Annotated in this window: 13 protein-coding genes; 2 read left to right on the forward strand and 11 right to left on the reverse strand. The window is 63.0% G+C overall.

All coding sequences use genetic code 11. The annotated features are described in order from the left end of the window. Window positions 1-2: 2 nt before the first annotated feature. Window positions 3-1625 carry a dihydroxyacetone kinase subunit DhaK gene (locus tag QF092_RS01880; RefSeq protein ID WP_281467059.1) on the forward strand — a complete coding sequence of 541 codons (1623 nt, stop codon included), beginning with the start codon at window positions 3-5 and terminating at the stop codon, window positions 1623-1625. A 54-nt stretch (window positions 1626-1679) separates the two neighbouring features. Here QF092_RS01880 and QF092_RS01885 read toward each other — a convergent pair whose 3' ends face one another. From QF092_RS01885 to QF092_RS01910, 6 genes are all read right to left on the reverse strand, one after another. Further along, window positions 1680-2696, reverse strand: coding sequence for a Gfo/Idh/MocA family protein (locus tag QF092_RS01885; protein ID WP_281467061.1), 1017 nt, complete (start codon window positions 2694-2696; stop codon window positions 1680-1682). Between the two features lie 76 nt (window positions 2697-2772). Next, window positions 2773-4452, reverse strand: a complete 1680-nt coding sequence (locus tag QF092_RS01890) for a D-apionate lactonase family protein (protein WP_281467093.1) — start codon at window positions 4450-4452, stop codon at window positions 2773-2775. 137 nt (window positions 4453-4589) lie between these two features. Beyond that, window positions 4590-5120, reverse strand: coding sequence for a histidine phosphatase family protein (locus QF092_RS01895; protein ID WP_281467095.1), 531 nt, complete (start codon window positions 5118-5120; stop codon window positions 4590-4592). Further along, window positions 5114-6241 carry a glycosyltransferase family 4 protein gene (locus tag QF092_RS01900; RefSeq protein WP_281467097.1) on the reverse strand — a complete coding sequence of 376 codons (1128 nt, stop codon included), beginning with the start codon at window positions 6239-6241 and terminating at the stop codon, window positions 5114-5116. The genes QF092_RS01895 and QF092_RS01900 overlap by 7 nt, the downstream gene beginning before the upstream one ends. Next, a complete protein-coding gene (locus QF092_RS01905; RefSeq protein ID WP_281467099.1) occupies window positions 6238-7041 on the reverse strand; it encodes a phosphotransferase in 804 nt (267 codons plus the stop codon). The genes QF092_RS01900 and QF092_RS01905 overlap by 4 nt, the downstream gene beginning before the upstream one ends. A gap of 305 nt (window positions 7042-7346) precedes the next feature. Beyond that, window positions 7347-8228, reverse strand: coding sequence for a phosphotransferase (locus tag QF092_RS01910; RefSeq protein ID WP_420026525.1), 882 nt, complete (start codon window positions 8226-8228; stop codon window positions 7347-7349). Between QF092_RS01910 and QF092_RS01915 the strand changes: the two genes are divergently transcribed. After that, window positions 8220-8477: a hypothetical protein gene (locus tag QF092_RS01915; protein WP_281467103.1), complete on the forward strand. Its 258-nt coding sequence runs from the start codon at window positions 8220-8222 to the stop codon at window positions 8475-8477. The two genes, QF092_RS01910 and QF092_RS01915, sit on opposite strands and share 9 nt — an antisense overlap. 26 nt (window positions 8478-8503) lie before the next feature. Here QF092_RS01915 and QF092_RS01920 read toward each other — a convergent pair whose 3' ends face one another. Genes QF092_RS01920 through QF092_RS01940 form a run of 5 tightly spaced genes read right to left on the reverse strand, consistent with a single transcriptional unit; the run spans window position 8504 to window position 15407 of the window. Next, window positions 8504-9685, reverse strand: coding sequence for a phosphotransferase family protein (locus QF092_RS01920; RefSeq protein ID WP_281467105.1), 1182 nt, complete (start codon window positions 9683-9685; stop codon window positions 8504-8506). Continuing rightward, window positions 9682-11451, reverse strand: a complete 1770-nt coding sequence (locus QF092_RS01925; protein ID WP_281467107.1) for an ABC transporter ATP-binding protein — start codon at window positions 11449-11451, stop codon at window positions 9682-9684. The genes QF092_RS01920 and QF092_RS01925 overlap by 4 nt, the downstream gene beginning before the upstream one ends. After that, complete coding sequence (locus QF092_RS01930) at window positions 11448-12614, reverse strand: glycosyltransferase family 4 protein (protein ID WP_281467109.1); 1167 nt, start codon at window positions 12612-12614, stop codon at window positions 11448-11450. The genes QF092_RS01925 and QF092_RS01930 overlap by 4 nt, the downstream gene beginning before the upstream one ends. Further along, complete coding sequence (locus tag QF092_RS01935) at window positions 12614-13828, reverse strand: glycosyltransferase family 4 protein (protein ID WP_281467111.1); 1215 nt, start codon at window positions 13826-13828, stop codon at window positions 12614-12616. The genes QF092_RS01930 and QF092_RS01935 overlap by 1 nt, the downstream gene beginning before the upstream one ends. Further along, window positions 13821-15407 (reverse strand): response regulator, encoded by a 1587-nt coding sequence (locus tag QF092_RS01940; RefSeq protein ID WP_281467113.1) that lies wholly within the window; start codon window positions 15405-15407, stop codon window positions 13821-13823. Before QF092_RS01940 ends, QF092_RS01935 begins: the two co-directional genes overlap by 8 nt. Window positions 15408-15493: the final 86 nt, after the last annotated feature.

Genomic DNA, 15493 nt, shown 5'->3' on the forward strand with positions numbered 1-15493 from the left:
CGATGAAGCAGTTCATGAACAGCAAGGAAACGCTGGTCACCGAGGCGCTCGATGGCCTGATCCGCGCCTCCAACGGGCGGCTGGCGCGTCTCGACGGCTATCCGCATATCAAAGTGGCCCTCCGCGCCGATTGGGACCGCTCGAAGGTCGCCCTCGTCTCGGGTGGCGGGTCCGGGCATGAACCCAGCCATGCGGGCTTCGTCGGGCAGGGGATGCTGACGGCGGCCGTCTGCGGCGATGTCTTCGCCTCGCCTTCCGTCGATGCCGTTCTGGCCGGGATCTTGGCCGTCACGGGCAAGGCGGGCTGCCTGCTGATCGTCAAGAATTACACCGGCGACCGGCTCAATTTCGGCCTCGCCGCGGAACGGGCGCGGGCCTTCGGCCTCAAGGTCTCCATGGTCATCGTCGATGACGACGTGGCGCTCCCCGATCTGCCGCAGGCGCGCGGCGTGGCGGGCACGCTATTCGTCCACAAGATCGCGGGCGCCATGGCCGAAGCCGGGGCCGATCTCGATACGATCACCGCCGCCGCCCATCGCATCATCGGCGGGGCCATCTCTATCGGCATGTCGCTCGACACCTGCACCGTGCCCGGATCGCCCAAGGAAGACCGCATCGGCGCGGGCAAGGCCGAACTTGGCCTTGGCATCCATGGCGAGGCGGGGGTGGAACAGGTCGATTTCTCCGGTGCCCGCGCCGCCATGGCCATGGTGGTGGATCGGCTTCTGCCGCATGTGGGGCAGGGGGAACATGCGGCCCTTCTAAACAACCTCGGGGCCACGACGCCGCTTGAAATGTCGGTTCTGGCCGAAGAACTCGCCCGCTCCCCCTTGGGCGACCGTGTCAAATGGCTGATCGGCCCCGCGCCGCTGATGACGTCGCTCGACATGCATGGCTTTTCCGTCTCGCTCCTGCCCGTGACGGGGCAAGAGGTCGCGCATCTCGCCGCCCCCGTCGCGCCGCCGGCATGGCCGGGCCTCTCCACCCTTGCCCCCATCGCGCTGCGGCCCTTGCCCGATGGTCTGGCCCCGATCCAGCCCGTGCCCTCGGCCCATCCCGCACACCGCGCGCTGCTGGATCGCTGCTGCGCCGCGCTCATCGCCTGCGAGAAGGACCTGAACGCGCTTGATGCCAAATCCGGCGATGGCGACACCGGCTCCACCCTCGCCGGGGCCGCCCGCGCGCTGCAATCCGCGCTGGATCGCCTGCCGCTCGCCGATGCAACACAGCTTTACCGCGCCATCGGAATGGAACTGTCACAGACCATGGGCGGATCGTCCGGCGTGCTGCTTGCCATCTTCTTCGCCGCCGCAGGCGATGCCTCGGCCAGCGGGCGTGACTGGATCGGCGCGCTCTCGGCTGGCCTTGACCGGGTGATGCAGGTGGGCGGCGCCGCGCCGGGGCACCGCACAATGATCGACGCGCTGGCCCCCGCCCTCGCCGCCTTGCCACAAGGCATAGAAGCCGCCGCCACCGCCGCCCGCGCCGGGGCCGATGCGACGGCAGGCATGACCCGCGCCAAGGCGGGCCGCGCCTCCTATCTGACCGCAGACAAGCTCGCAGGCTTCAACGACCCCGGCGCCGAAGGCGTGGCGCGTCTTTTCGAGACGCTGGCCAAAGCCTGACGCGGCAAGAACCCCTTGCCCTGAAAGGCAAGGGGTTCCCAGCGCGACAGGCCGCTAAAGCCGCACCACCACCCCCTCATCCGCCGCCCGGATCGCCGCCAGCACCAGCTCCAGCGTGCCAAGGTTATGCGCCCCCGACGGCTCCATTCCCCCGCGCCCCTCCAGCGCTGCCACCGCCTGCCGCTGAAAGGCCAGAACCGACTCCTGGATCAAATGCCAAGGCCGCGCGCCCCATGTGGGGCAATCCGGCTCCACCGCCCGCGCCTCGACCCTATCGCCGCGATGCAGCCGCAGGCGGAAGCCTTCCGCCACCTCGATCGTTCCCGCATCCCCCTCCACCACCAGCAGGCTTTGCGGAAACGGGTCCGGCGACAGCTGCGAATGAAAGGAGCATTCGACCGAACTCACCGCCCCTGACCCATGCCGCAGCAGCGCCTGAAAGGCGTCGAACCCCGCCACTCGCGGGTTGCGCCGCTGCACTTCGCAGGACAGCCGCTCTACATCCCCCATCAGATGCCGCACCATGTCAAAAAGATGCAGCCCGATATCCGTGAGCGCCAGATCGCGCACCTCGGCCAGATAAGGCTGGTTGGCATAGATGTCATAGCCATGCCGGAACGACAGGCGCAGCCAGCGGGGCGCGCCGATTGCCCCCTGCTCAAGCAGGGCCTTCACCTCGCGGATCGGCCGCTGCCAGCGGAAATTCTCATGCACCGCCAGTATCGCACCCGTCGCCGCACAGGCCGCCACCATGGCGCGGGCATCCTCCATCGTCTCGGCAAAGGGTTTCTGACAGATCACCAGCCGCGCCTGCCCTGCCGCCAATTCCACCAGGGCGCGATGCGACCCCACCGTTGTCGCGATGTCCACGAAATCCGGGCGCAGCTCTGCCAGCAGTGCCTCCGCATCCACCCCCCAATGCGGAATGCCGAAATCCCGCGCATAGGCACGGGCCTTCTCGGCGTCGCGGTCACAGACGGCCACGATCTCCACCCCCGGAAGATCGGCCCAAGCCGCCATATGGTTGCGCGCGAAGAATCCGCAGCCGATCAGCACCCCCCGAAACGCCATGCCCCGTCCTCCCCTGTTCCCAAACCGTGCCGGGGCGGTCAGGTCCGGCCAAAGGCCGGCTGACCGCCCAAGGCGCTCAGGCCCCATCCTCGATCACCACACTGGCCGGGGCCAGAATCCCTGCGCCAAAAGGATTCTCCCGCGCCTCAACCGTCAGATTTGCGATCAGCCGGCCCTTGGCCGACCTGATCGCCACCACCGGCCCCGTCTCCACCGGCCCCGTCTCCACCGGCCCCGTCTCCACCTCCACCGGCTCCCCCGCCCGCGCGGCCGCCCAAGCCACCACCCGCGCCAGATCGCCACTTGCCCCCAACGGCCCGTCCGCCATCGCCAGCGCCAGCGATGCCACCCCCTCCACCGCCGCCCCGGCCAGCACCCCCACCGCAAAGGCCGCATCGAAGCCCGTCCCCTGCCGCGGATCGTCCTGCACCATGGCCAACCGCTCCCGCCCCGGATTGGGCAGGCAGGCTGCGGCATAGGGGTTGGATCGCATCCCGATGCTGAACAGCCCCAGATGCAAAGGCCGCCCCCCCGCCAAGGCCCGGCCCGATGCGAAAATCTCCGGCAGAGCCTCCAGCGTTTCCAGAACGCTCAGGTCATCGGCTGCATGCACGATGGCCGTACCGCCCCATGTCACATAATCCACAAGGCCCGCATCCGGGCGGCAGCGATTGAATTCGGTGAAATTCGTCAGCATCCCGCCCCCCACCGCCACGCCGGGAAAGGCCGCCCGCAAAGGCGCGATCAGGTCGATCGGGCGCGGGCCATCGGGCCAAGGCCCCTCGGGCTGATGGCTTTTCAGATAGGGCGCGGGCAGGGCCATCACCCGCTCAGGGCGCAATCCCGCCACCGTCAAGCGCTCGGCAAGGCCGCGCAAGACCACCTCTGGGTCATCCCCCTCGGCCAGCACGATCTCCAGCGCATCCGCCCTCCCGCCCGCCAGCCCGGCCAGCACAGCATCCGACACCCCGGCCTCCAGCCGGATCAGTCGCGGCAGATCGGGCAGGTCCGGATGCCGGGGCAGGGCGGTCAGCCCCGGCTCCACCGCCATCTCCACGACGGGCAGGCGGGCACGGCGCGCAGCGACCTGTGCCGCCGCCCCCTTGGCCCGCCCCGAGAGCGTGATCTCTACCATTTGGCCGACCGGTGCCGTGGGGCCAAGCGTGAAGGGCAAGGGCAGGCGCAAGGGACGGCAATAGGTCTTGAAACTCGCATCCGACCAGTTCCGCTGATCCTCCATCTCGAAGACTTCGCCCTGCATCGCGATCTCAACCGAGACCCCCTCCACCTCATGCGCCAGTCCCGCGATGTCAAAGACCGGCTGGCTGGGAGAGATCAGCGCAGGCCAGACCGTGGCCTCCTCATCCCCATCCGCATGACGCACCCGCAAGGCCTGCCCCGAAACACCCCGCAGCGGATGCAGCAAGGTGAACCCCGCCCGGTTCACCGCCAGATCGGCCTCCGCCTCCAAACTGACCTCGGCCCTGATCCGCGCCGCGCCATCCTCTGCGGTCACTTCCACCCGAAACACGCCGGTAAAGCCCGCCTCCCTTCCCCGAAAGCGATGAAGATAGCGGATGCGCCCCGCCTCCTCCTCCAGCCGCTCTTCCAACGTTTCGGTCGGATGGGTGCCCCAATTCGGATCGCGCACCGGATAGGACAGGCGGCGCAGCACCTCGACCCCGTCAAAGGTGATGGCCCTCAGATCACCTTCCAGGATCGACAGCCGGACCGGCCCCAATGTGACGCTGCGCATCGGTCCCTCCGTCCCATTCCGCAACTCATCATACCAGTTGCGACGGCCATCTCAAGTATTGCCGAAACCTTTCGCCACCGCACGCTGCGTGCCCACAGTTTGCTGCACAAAATACGGCACAAAACAGGGCACAGAGGTTACAGCAGATTTTCCGCCCAGATGGGGGTAAAGCTGACCACGGACCCGGTCACCGGACGATAGTCCCGCCCGTCGCCGATCCGACCAAACAGCATCCGATTGACCCAGTAATGGCCCACGATCACCACCTCGCCGTCCGCTATAGGGGGCAGATCGCGCCAAAAATCCATCACCCGCTCGGTGACTTGGGCAAGGCTTTCGCCACCATCTATAGGGGTCGTTGCATGGGCCTTCCGCAAGCTAAGGGATTGCTTTCCCTTGGGGCGCCCTTCCAGAATGCCGAAATCAATCTCCATCAGGCGCGGATCGGTTCGCAGGGGAAGGCCCGTCGCCTGCGCCAAGGGGGCCGCCGTCTGCACCGCCCGCTGCAAGGGGCTGGCCCAGATCTGCCCGATCCGCCGCCCCGCCAGCGCCCGCGCCACCCCCTCTGCCTGCGCCTCTCCGATGGCCGTCAAGGGCAGGTCCTGTCGCCCCACATAGCAGCGCCCATTCCCTGCCGTCTCGCCATGGCGGGCCAAATGAATCAACACCTTAGCACCCGTTCATAAAGCGCCTCTACCGCCGCCGTCGCGCGCGGCCAGCCGAAGTCGGCGGCCCGTTTCCGCCCCGCCACCACCATTTTCGCCCGCATCTTGGAGCCGGTTTCCGCCATCGCACGGGCCAGTTCCCCTGCATCCTCCACCGCCACCAACCGCGCCGCCCCCCCTGCCACTTCGGGGATTGCGCCCGCGTTGCTCGCAACAACCGGGCAGCCCGCCGCCATCGCCTCGACAATCATCAGGCCGAACCCTTCCCACCGCGAGGGGGCCACCAGCAGGTCAAGCGCCGCATAAACAGTCGCCATGTCTTTGATATGGCCAAGAAAAATGATCCGATCACCAGCCCCCGCCGCAGCCACGCGGGCCTTCAATATCTCGGTCAAGGCGGTATCTTCCGCTGCACCGATCAGGGCGAACTGCCCCAAATGCCCCCGCGCCAGCAAGTCCAGCGCCGCCTCTACGAACAGGTCTTGCCCTTTCTGGCGGCAGATACGCCCCACGCAGCCGATCACCTCGGCCTCGGCGTCCAACCCAAAGGCTGCCCGTGCCTCCGCCTTTGATTGGTTCCCAACTTTCTCGCAGTCGATGCCGTTCGGGATGACCTCAACCCGGTCAATCGCCACCTGCAACCGCGCCGCAACATGCTTTTGCACCGCACCTGAAACGGCCACCAACGCATCCGTCCCCGCCGCCATCCGCCGCTCCAGTGACAGGGCCGAAGACCCCGGAAGCCACTTGTCATCATATTGGTTGTGATAGTGAGAAATGATCCGCAAACCATTGTCACGCAAAAGAAAACCAGCCATTCGTCCGAATATGTTCGGCCTGAAACTGTGGCTATGCATGACGCCGATCTCTTGTTGCATCAGCCAATCGGCCAGTTGCGCCACCGCGTCGATCTTGTCTGCCCCCAGCGCGACATGCACGGTCGCACCAGCCGCTTCGAACTTCTGCCGCAAGGCCCGCGCGGCTTCTGGTTCGGCAGCAGGCTTCAGGCAATAGACATGCGGCGCAAAGCAGTTCGCCCGACCATGGCGCACCAGTCCCAGAACCGCCTCTGGCACACCACCCGTGCCAAGCGAGTTAAGAATATGGGCGACCCGTACCGTCATGCCAGACTCGCTGCCTCTGCCTTTTCCAGGCCGGCAATGACCCTCCGGCTTGGCGTACCGCCCTTGCGGATCAGGTGGCGCAGCCTTTCCAGTTCGGCCTTCGCGCGTGCCGGACGCAGGTTTGCAGGAGGCGATGAAATTCTGGAATATCCCTCAATAACAAACTGTTCCGCGTTGAAGCTGTGATCCAATGCGGCATCCTGCAAGCCGCATAGCAGCGTCGCAAGGTCACGTCCCGCATCGCCCGCCCCGGCCCGGTCAAAGTCAAGCAGGGTCAGGTGATCTGGATCCGTCCCGCGATCCACAAGAACCTGGGCCAGCGATAAATCGCCGTGACAAAGTGACAGATGCTTTTCATTCCCCTTTGGCAAAGCGTCCCATATCCTTTGCAATCTTGGCGCAAGACCCGGGATGGCGGCTTGCAACCACGGCAACGGATCGTTCGGTACATCCACTTCTGGTAGCCCAGCAGGATCACAATCATGCAAGCGCGCGATCAGCGACCCAAGCGCCTCAAGTCGATTTGCGTTGGCAAGTCCGCCCTCAAGCGCCTCGCCTTGGCAGAAGGTAAGGCAATAGCCGATCTGATCGGTTTGAAGCCGGGGGATTGGGATGTACTGGCCAGATGCCGCACGCTCGACCATCCTATGGCGTGAGATAGCTTCGACAAGCCGTTCTTTTTTCTTGAATTTTTGGATAATCGGTTCGCCGCTGCCCGCCATCATCACGGTGGCGCGGCGTCCGGGGATATAGCGCAGGATGCGTGTTGCGGGGTCTGCGAGCGGCTCATCAAGGTGCAAGGCCGGATCGTCTTCCAGATCGAACCAACACAGCTTTTCCGGCCCAAGGCATAGTGTGCGCGCCTGCAATCCCGGCGCTGATCGTAGCGGGGCTTGCACCGTCCATAGGATCTGTTTCAGCCGCAAGACACCATCCCGCAGGCGCGTTTGGATGTCGGTTGATACTGCCGCTCCGGGCTTGCAAAGCAGGGCTTGTGCCGGACGGTCCGCCGCCACAAGGGCATCAGCCTTGGCCAGAAGCGACGCGTTTTCGCAATGGCCGATCAACGCATAGCGCTGCACCAGTGGGGATGGGGCCAGCATCATCATGCCAGCAGGACCTTGCGAATATCCTGCGCGGCCGACGCGCCATCCCGCAGTGCCAGGAATTTTGCGGCATGGATGCGTGCAAGACCGTGAAACCAATGGAAATTGGGGCCTGCTGCCTGCCAAAGAACCTTGCGCGCGGCAATACAAGCCTTGGTCGAGAAGGTCCCGATGACCGATCCAAGGTCCAATCGGGCATCCAGCAGTGCAAGGTCGAAATCAGGATCGCCCCGCTTCATGCTTTCGGTGTCGATCATGGTGACCCGGCTGGATTCAACGAAGAGATGATCAGGTTTCAGGTCGGCATGAAGTGGGACATGGTGCAAGACAGGTGGATTGGCTGCGCAAGACTCGATGATGCGCCGCGCCTGCTGGCCCGCTTCGACATCGGCATCAAGAATAAGGCTGGCCGCCCGGCGGGCAGGGAGCAGATAGTCGTCAAGCGTCATGGCAAGCAGCGCGGGCGCGTCGCAGGACCACAAGACCCGCATCGCCTCATGGCAACGGTTCAAGGTCGTTGTGATCGCCTCGGTATCGCCTTCGACCAGAATATCCTCAAGGCTTTCACCTTGGGCGGCGGCATAGGCGATGATCCCGCGTTCCGCCAAAAGACCCGTGACAGGGGTTAGGCCCAAGATACTGCCCTCGATCTGGCGTTCCAGTCTGGAATGAAGATCGGCATGCGCCTGGGCCTGCATGTTGCGCGCGACCTTCACGAAGAAGGGGCGGCCATCATCCGACATCCAGCGAAAGGTTGCCGAAAGACCCGGACGGTAGCGAACAATTTGCGGCAAAGACTGCGCATTGCAACCAAGAAGCCGAGGAGCCAAGTCTCGGCTTTCATTTAGAAAAGTTGCAAGTTCCGGCAGCCTGTGATCCATTGGAAAGGCTTCGAAAGCGGCAGGGATCTTCTCATCGATCCGCAGATGGGGGCGCTTGATCCGCAGATGCAAAAGCTTTTCTCGGCGCAGGAACCAGATCACGCCTTCCCGTCGGGTTTTTCCGATCCCAAGGGCGACATGAAGGGCGGCTCGCAAGCCGGGATGGTGACGCAGGCGCAGCACCTCCACTTCTGCGGCGCCTGTGATGCGCGACAGATCCTCCTGCGACAAAGTCTGAAGGCCGCTTAGAACGGGGTCCTTTGGAAAAGCGGTTCTCATACCTCATCCTCCAGCAGGGCGGAAAGGTTGGCGCGCGGCTCGCCGCTAAAGGCCCAGAGCATGGCCAACCGCAACCGGGCCACGCGTCGCCATACTGCGATGCGTGACAGCTTGATTTGTGGGAAAAGCCGTTCTGCAGCCGTGGCATAGGCGGCGAAGCTGCGGTCTTTTCGCAGCCCGGCAAGATCGAGATGCGCTTGCAGATTGCCCAAATCCATGGCCGGATCGCCGCGCGAAAGCGTGTCGAAATCCAGCAATCCGGCCAAGCCACGAAACAGAAGTATCTGCCCTTCATGCAGGTCGCGGTGGCAGGTCACCGGCTCCATGACAGGCAATTCACGCAGGGCTTTGCGGATCGACAGTAGTTTCGGCTGAATTTTGTGGCCGAGATCGGGGAACACCGTGATGACGCGGTCTTCCCATTGCGACAAAAGCGCGATTTCATCCTCTGCTGTCCAATGCGGCGCGTCGCATCGTGACTGTTGCAGGGCAGACAGCGCCCGCGCTGTCGCATCAATGCCGGAAAACCCACGCAGTCCGCGAAGCTGCATCGGATGGCCGGGCAACGCTGCGTAAAGGGCAAGGCCAAGCGCCCGATCCACACCCAAGGGACGGGGAAGCCTCAGGTCATTATTGTGGGACATGGCCTGCCAGAGCGACTGATGCCGCGCGATGGCCGCCGCTGCGGCTTGCGCAGTGGGGGACCGCAAGCGCGCATAAGCGGTTCCATCGGCGTGGCGGATGCGCAACACGGCCCTCCGGCCAAGCCGATGGGCGACCAATGCGATAGTGAAAGGGCCCTTCAAGCCGATGTCCGTCAGGCAGCGCTCCGCTAGTTCTTTGTCGGATAACAGGCGCAGGCCGGGAAGCTTTGCGTCGGTTCCAGGCCGGCGCAACAAAACCCCGGCCTTTGCATTCCAGCGCAGGCTATCCGGTTGGCCCATGCGCGCCAGACGCTCAGTCTCGGCGTCGCGCCGATCTGCTGCAGCTTGGCCGAACCATTCAAGAATCCAGACCTGACCCTGATGCAGAATTTGCGCATGGGGCGCGCGACCTGATGGAAAATGCATGCGCATCAACTGGATCGGACCGAGGCCGGGCAGCTGCCCGCCGATCATCGCATGGATCAATTCGGTCGGGGGAAGCGTTGGGGTCGGATTGGGCATATGCTGTGTCATGCCTTGCGCTCCAAGACTAGCGGGGGAAAGCCGTCTTCCGCGAACTTGCGATCCACAAGATGCACGATGCGGTCGGCCATGCTGAGTGTCAGGTCGTCATGCGCGATCAGAAGGGTGGTCCGATCCCGGCTGATCATCTTCAAGGTCTGGACAAGTTCGGCAGCCGTCGTGCGATCAAGTCCGGTCAGCGGTTCATCCAGAATGAGGATCGGGGCGTCCCGCAATAAGGCGCGCGCGATTGCAATTCTTTGACGCTGACCACCGGAAAGCGTTTCGCCGCGTTCGCCAAGGACGGTGTCATAGCCTTGGGGAAGGCGGCGGATAAACCTGTCCGCACCCGACGCGCGGGCGGCGGCTGCAATGTCTTCCTCATCGGCATCAAGACGCCCATATGCGATATTTTCGCGGATTGTGGCGGCGAAGAGGGGCGAGTCCTGAAGCACGACGGCGATCTGTTCCCGAAGCGAGTCCAGCGTCAGGTCACGGATATCGGTTCCATCCAGCAAGATGCGGCCGGATTGCGGTTCATAAAACCGCATCAGCAGTTTGGCGACCGAGGATTTTCCCATCCCGCTTGGTCCGACAAGTGCCACGGTTTCCCCTGCACGCAACGTAAGGGTGGCATTCTTCAAGACAGGTTCGCAGCCGGGATAGGCGAAGGTCAGATCTATAATGCTGATCCAGCGACGCAGCGAATGTGCTTTGCGGGCATTCGGCCGATCGGTGATTTCTGGATTAAGGTCAAGGACTTCCAGCAAACGTTCGCCGCTTGCGGTGGCTTTTGCGACCCGGGCTGACATGCTGCTCATGCGCCGGATAGGTTTGTGCAGGGTGGTCAGATAAGCCGTGAAGACCAAAAGATCGCCCGGACTGATCCCCCCGGCCTGAACACGGGTGACGCCATACCACATCACCAGACAGGTGCCGATCGCAAGAACGACCTGAACCAACCTGTCCATCTCTGCCGAGATGCGCGTGGCCATGACACCTGCTTCGGCTGATGACAGGTTTTGTTCAGAAAAGCGGGCCTCTTCATATGCTTCGTTGGCAAAGCCCTTGACCAGAGAGATGCCTGAAATGCCTTCAGTCATGACAACGGCGATACGCCCCTCGCCGCGCCTTTGGTGGCGTGCGGCATCCTTGATGCGGCCACCATAGCGGTGGGTCAGAAAGGCAAGTGCGGGAAGAATAGCCATGGCGGCAAGGGTCAGTCGCCAATCCATCAGTGCCATGATCAGGACGGTCCCGATCAGAACAAGGCTGCGCGCTGCAAAAAGAACGCCGGCCTCGATCAGCAAATCGCGCATCATCCGCACGTCGCTGGTAAGGCGTGACACAATCTCGGCCGTTGATACGCTGTCGTGGAAGGAATGCGACAGACGTTGCACATGACGGTACAGATCGAGCCGGATATCGGCGACGACCCTTTGTCCTACCCCGGCGATCAAAGTTGATTGGACATAGCCTGCCAGACCGCCCAGCACGGCGATCCCAAGAATGGCTATACAGCAGAGCCATAGCAAAGATTGCCCCGACCCAACCCAAGAGAGGACTTGGGTCATCACGAAATCCGGCTGTTCCTGCGGAATGAGAATGCCATCAAAGACAATCTTCACAGGCCAAGGGCGGATGATCTCGGCCAAGGCCACAAAGCACATGGCAAGAAAGCCCAAGGCAAGCTTGGTCCGATAGGGCCGCGCGTGGGGTGACAGTCGGCGCAGCAGCCGCCAGATGGTGGCGGGGTGCAACTTGCGATTCTTGCTCATGCGGCCTGCGCCTTTGGCAGAAGGTCAAGGATGCGGCGGGCATTCGCGCGCCAATCGTGATGGCTGGCCTGATGCGCTGCCTTGTGGCGCAAGTGGCAGGAGAGGTCGGGGTCAGTCGCCACTTTTTGCAACCCATCCGCCAAGGCCACAGCATCGCCGGGCCGAACCAGCAATCCGCTGCCGTCTTGCCCCAAAAGATCTGCGGTCTGGCCAATACGGCTTGCCACGATGGCACGCCCCATCGCGAGGTATTCAAAGAGTTTCAGGGGCGAAAAGTAGTTGTTGACCATTGCCGGGTAGGGGGCGGCAGCCACATCCATGCGCGCAATGAGGCCCGGAAGGTCCTGATGCGCTACCCATCCGGTGAACGTAACTGATCCGGTCAACCCAAGTCCCTCAGCTCGTTGCATGAGGGTGTCGCGTTCCGGCCCATCACCGACGATTAGAAGATGCGCTGGAAGGCGATCCCGTACCAGGGCAAAGGCGTCAAGCAGCACCTCCGTGCCATGCCATGCCTTCAGAGATCCGGTGAAGCCCACAACGAAGTCGGTATCGGCAATTCCCGGAACGCGGGCGGCCGCAACTGCCGGGTGGAAGAGAGACGTGTCAACGGCATTCCCGATCACATGCACCTTCGACCGTGCCGCCCCGCGCGATTGGGCATAGTCGGCGACCCCCCGAGAAACGACGACAAGTGCGGCTGCCTTTGAAAAGACCTCTGACTCGATCGCACGGGCCTCGTCGCGCAGCACGAATTTGCGAAATAGCGCCTGTTCTTCGACCAGCGGCGCATTGACCTCGATCACGGCGGGCAGCCCAAGCCGCTGCCCCGCGCGGACGCCCGCCGCCGACCATAGCGCGTAACGTTCGTAGATAAGGTCGAAAGGATGGTCGCGGTGACGCTGTTCAAAAAGCCGTTGCATTGCTGCGGCAAGCTCGATCAGGCGGCGTTCCTTTGCCTCACGGTCAGCGGCGGTCGGAAAGTCGGGGCCAAGGGCGATCACGGGAAATTCGGCCGCGTCCGTTCCGGCTTCGGCGCAAAACACCTCTACCTCGTGGCCTTCGTCCCGAAAGGCCTTGATCATGGCGCGAACATGGACCGACCCGCCCTTTTGACCAAAGACAGGAATGCCGCCATCGGCGCAAAGATAGGCAATGCGCATCACGCGGCCCCCCTGATCTGTCGCCCGTAGGCCTTATGGAAAAGCCCCGCTAACGCCGCGCTGCTGGCCCTAAGGTCGAACTGCGCTTCGGCCCGCAGGCGACCAGCTTGTCCCATCAAGATTGCCCGCGCGGGGTCACGGATCAGGCTTTGCAGGGCCTCTGCCAATGCGGCGGGGTCACCGGGTGAAACGAGGTGACCCGTCTTGCCCTCCGCGACGATCTCCGGGCCACCAGTGACGGTCGTGGTCACCACAGGCAGACCTTTCGCCATCGCTTCAAGAAGGACCGTCGGCAATCCATCGCGATCCCCATCCGGCGTGACGATGCACGGGAGGGTAACAAGACTTGCCTCTTCAAGAATATGGGTCAGTGTTTCTTGCGGCATCGGACCCAGAAGTTGAACGCGCTCATCAAGGCCAAGCTTCGTGATCTGCTCTGTCAACGCACCATGAAGTGGGCCGTCGCCGATGATGCGGCAGTCGAAATCCGTGCCCCTTTCGGCCAAGCTTGCGCAGGCGTCGATCAGGTCGCGAAAACCCTTCTTTTCGACCAGACGCCCTACGGCGAGGATGCGTCCCGGTTTGCGTCTCGCGGGTCCGGCAGGCCGGAAGGACGAAAGGTCAATTCCATTATAGATCCGATGAATGCGGGTTTCTGCTTCGGGACAAAGCGTCGTCAAATGGCGCAAGTTGAAGTCAGACACGGTCACCGTGAAAGCTGCAGCAATAAGCTTTGTCCTGCGCTTGGCTGTATCGGTTTCTGGGTCTACGTAATCATGATAGATATCCCGCGCATGCGCTGTCAGCGAAAACGGCAGGCCTGCACTGCGCGCGGCAAGAAGGGCCACCGTCGTCGCATCCGACGCGAAATGTGCATGCAGGTGGTGAAGTCCCCGCGCCCGTGCCAGCTCTGCCACCCGTTCTGCCTTTGCGATCAGCCGGGACGCTGCGGCGGCAGTCGTTCCCGCGAAGAGTGCCGCATCCTCATCATCGGGCGTCATCATAGGGCCCGATGTATCGGCTAGGCGGGTAATCCGGGCTTTTAGCTTGGCAAGCCCTGCGTGGCGGGGTTCATCGGGCGGGTCAAGAAGCGAAAACACCTCAACCGTGATGCCCCTTGCTTCAAGGGCCAGCACTTCGTTCAGGATGAAGGTTTCAGAAAATCGCGGAAAGCGTTTGACGACATATCCGACCCGTAAGTTGCGATCATCCATGCGACACCTGCAAACTCTGTTCAGTCTCTTTCGGTGCGCGCTGCTTCAGCAGTGCGGCGATATGAACCGCCGCCCGTGTGGCCCCGTCGAATGCCAGAGAAAGTTGCGCGGGACGTATGGATGGCGATGCGCTGGTCCCGCTTAGGTGAAGCGACAAGGCCTTGGGTGTGAGGTCGGGCCGTTCAATGACCTGAGCAAGCCCAAGAGAGCGCAGCCGTTCCGCACGGATGCGCTGCTCGGATGAAGGTCCGACACGTGGCACGACGAGGGCAGGCACACCTATGGCGAGGGCCTCGGTCACAGAGTTGTAGCCGCCCATCGTCACGAAAAGGTCGCTCGCCGCGATGCGGGCTGGCATGTCGTTGACCTGATCAAGGAAGGTCACATCCAGTTCCGCCGCGCGTATATGCAGCCTTTCGCGAAGTTCGTTGTCCATCAAGGGACCAGCGATCAACGTAAGCTCGGGGCGGTAACGGCGTGGCAGCAGGGCCTGTGCCTCAAGCGCTGTAGCAAGCAGGAGGAATGCATCCCGACCCCCACCGCCCGAAACGAGAACACGGCGCGGTCCTTTTTCGCGGCGCTGCATGCGCCGGGCCTGCACTGTTGTGACCGCGCCGCAATATTGCACATGGCCCGGACGTAGAGCATCAAGTCCATAGGCTCGGCTGGATGGGTAGAAATCGGCATTCCCATAGATCAGGACATCGTCATAAAGCCCCGCGATCACTTTATCCGTTCCGGTTTCGCACCATCGGCTGCGTGTTCGTTCCGGCTCATCTAGGATGTCTCGTAGGCCAAGGATTGTCTGCGTTCCATGCATTTCCCTCAGGCGGCGCAGAGGGGTCATAAGTTCGTTCCAAACACCTGTCGGTTCGTGGTCGACAAGAAAGATGTCCGGCTTGAAGGTATCTGCGACCTGCTGAAGTATCCCTGCTCGCATCGCGCTTGCGGTTTCCGCATCGATGCGCAGGCTGCCCGACTGCCAGCGATCCCGGCCCAGCTTGGCCAGAGAGGGCAGTTTGATGTAGTCGATCCCCGGCTTTGGCGCAAAAATCATACCCGCCGGGCAGCCCACCAACATCAGAACCGAAAGGCCGGGGACGCGGGCCACCAGTTCTTCGGCAATCGCGCTGTTGCGGCGCATATGTCCCAGCCCGATTGTGTCATGCGAATACATCATCACCGACGGACCGGGGCGTCGCTGACCTTGTGGCAGGTTCTGCGCCAAGAGTGCAGCGACCAATTCGGACAGTCGCGCCATCGCGAAGGGCTTTGACAGGAAAGCCGCCACCGCGATTTCTTCGGCACGCAGGCGGTTTGCCGTGGTATCTTGACCGCTCATGACGATGACCGGGCAATCGCGCAGCCTGTCGATATGCGCAGTCAGCACCTCTAGCCCGTCGCCATCCCCCAAAGAGATATCCGCGATCACGAGGTCGGGCTGCATCCCCGACCCAAGGGCAAGCCGCGCCGCAGAGGCAGAAGGCGCATGCGTCACGGTATGCCCCGCACGGCCCAGCAAGATAGAGATATTTCGGGCGATGATTGGTTCGTCTTCGATAAGAAGGATATCCGACATGTTTGCCCCCGGCGGATCTTGTGCTGGGGGTCATCCTAGGGTGTTGGATCGCTTGCCGCTGCCTGCTCTAGCCGCGCTTTGGGGCA

This window comes from Fuscovulum ytuae (assembly GCF_029953595.1).
Taxonomy (GTDB): Bacteria; Pseudomonadota; Alphaproteobacteria; order Rhodobacterales; family Rhodobacteraceae; genus Paragemmobacter; species Paragemmobacter ytuae.

Excerpts from the sequence above, each read along its gene's own strand:
- QF092_RS01925 (WP_281467107.1), bottom strand. The coding sequence starts at position 11,451 with ATGAGCAAGAATCGCAAGTTGCACCCCGCCACCATCTGGCGGCTGCTG.
- QF092_RS01885 (WP_281467061.1), bottom strand. The coding sequence starts at position 2,696 with ATGGCGTTTCGGGGGGTGCTGATCGGCTGCGGATTCTTCGCGCGCAAC.
- QF092_RS01930 (WP_281467109.1), bottom strand. The coding sequence starts at position 12,614 with ATGCGCATTGCCTATCTTTGCGCCGATGGCGGCATTCCTGTCTTTGGT.
- QF092_RS01940 (WP_281467113.1), bottom strand. The coding sequence starts at position 15,407 with ATGTCGGATATCCTTCTTATCGAAGACGAACCAATCATCGCCCGAAAT.
- QF092_RS01920 (WP_281467105.1), bottom strand. The coding sequence starts at position 9,685 with ATGACACAGCATATGCCCAATCCGACCCCAACGCTTCCCCCGACCGAA.
- QF092_RS01910 (WP_420026525.1), bottom strand. The coding sequence starts at position 8,228 with ATGGATCACAGGCTGCCGGAACTTGCAACTTTTCTAAATGAAAGCCGA.
- QF092_RS01900 (WP_281467097.1), bottom strand. The coding sequence starts at position 6,241 with ATGACGGTACGGGTCGCCCATATTCTTAACTCGCTTGGCACGGGTGGT.
- QF092_RS01935 (WP_281467111.1), bottom strand. The coding sequence starts at position 13,828 with ATGGATGATCGCAACTTACGGGTCGGATATGTCGTCAAACGCTTTCCG.
- QF092_RS01890 (WP_281467093.1), bottom strand. The coding sequence starts at position 4,452 with ATGCGCAGCGTCACATTGGGGCCGGTCCGGCTGTCGATCCTGGAAGGT.
- QF092_RS01880 (WP_281467059.1), top strand. The coding sequence starts at position 3 with ATGAAGCAGTTCATGAACAGCAAGGAAACGCTGGTCACCGAGGCGCTC.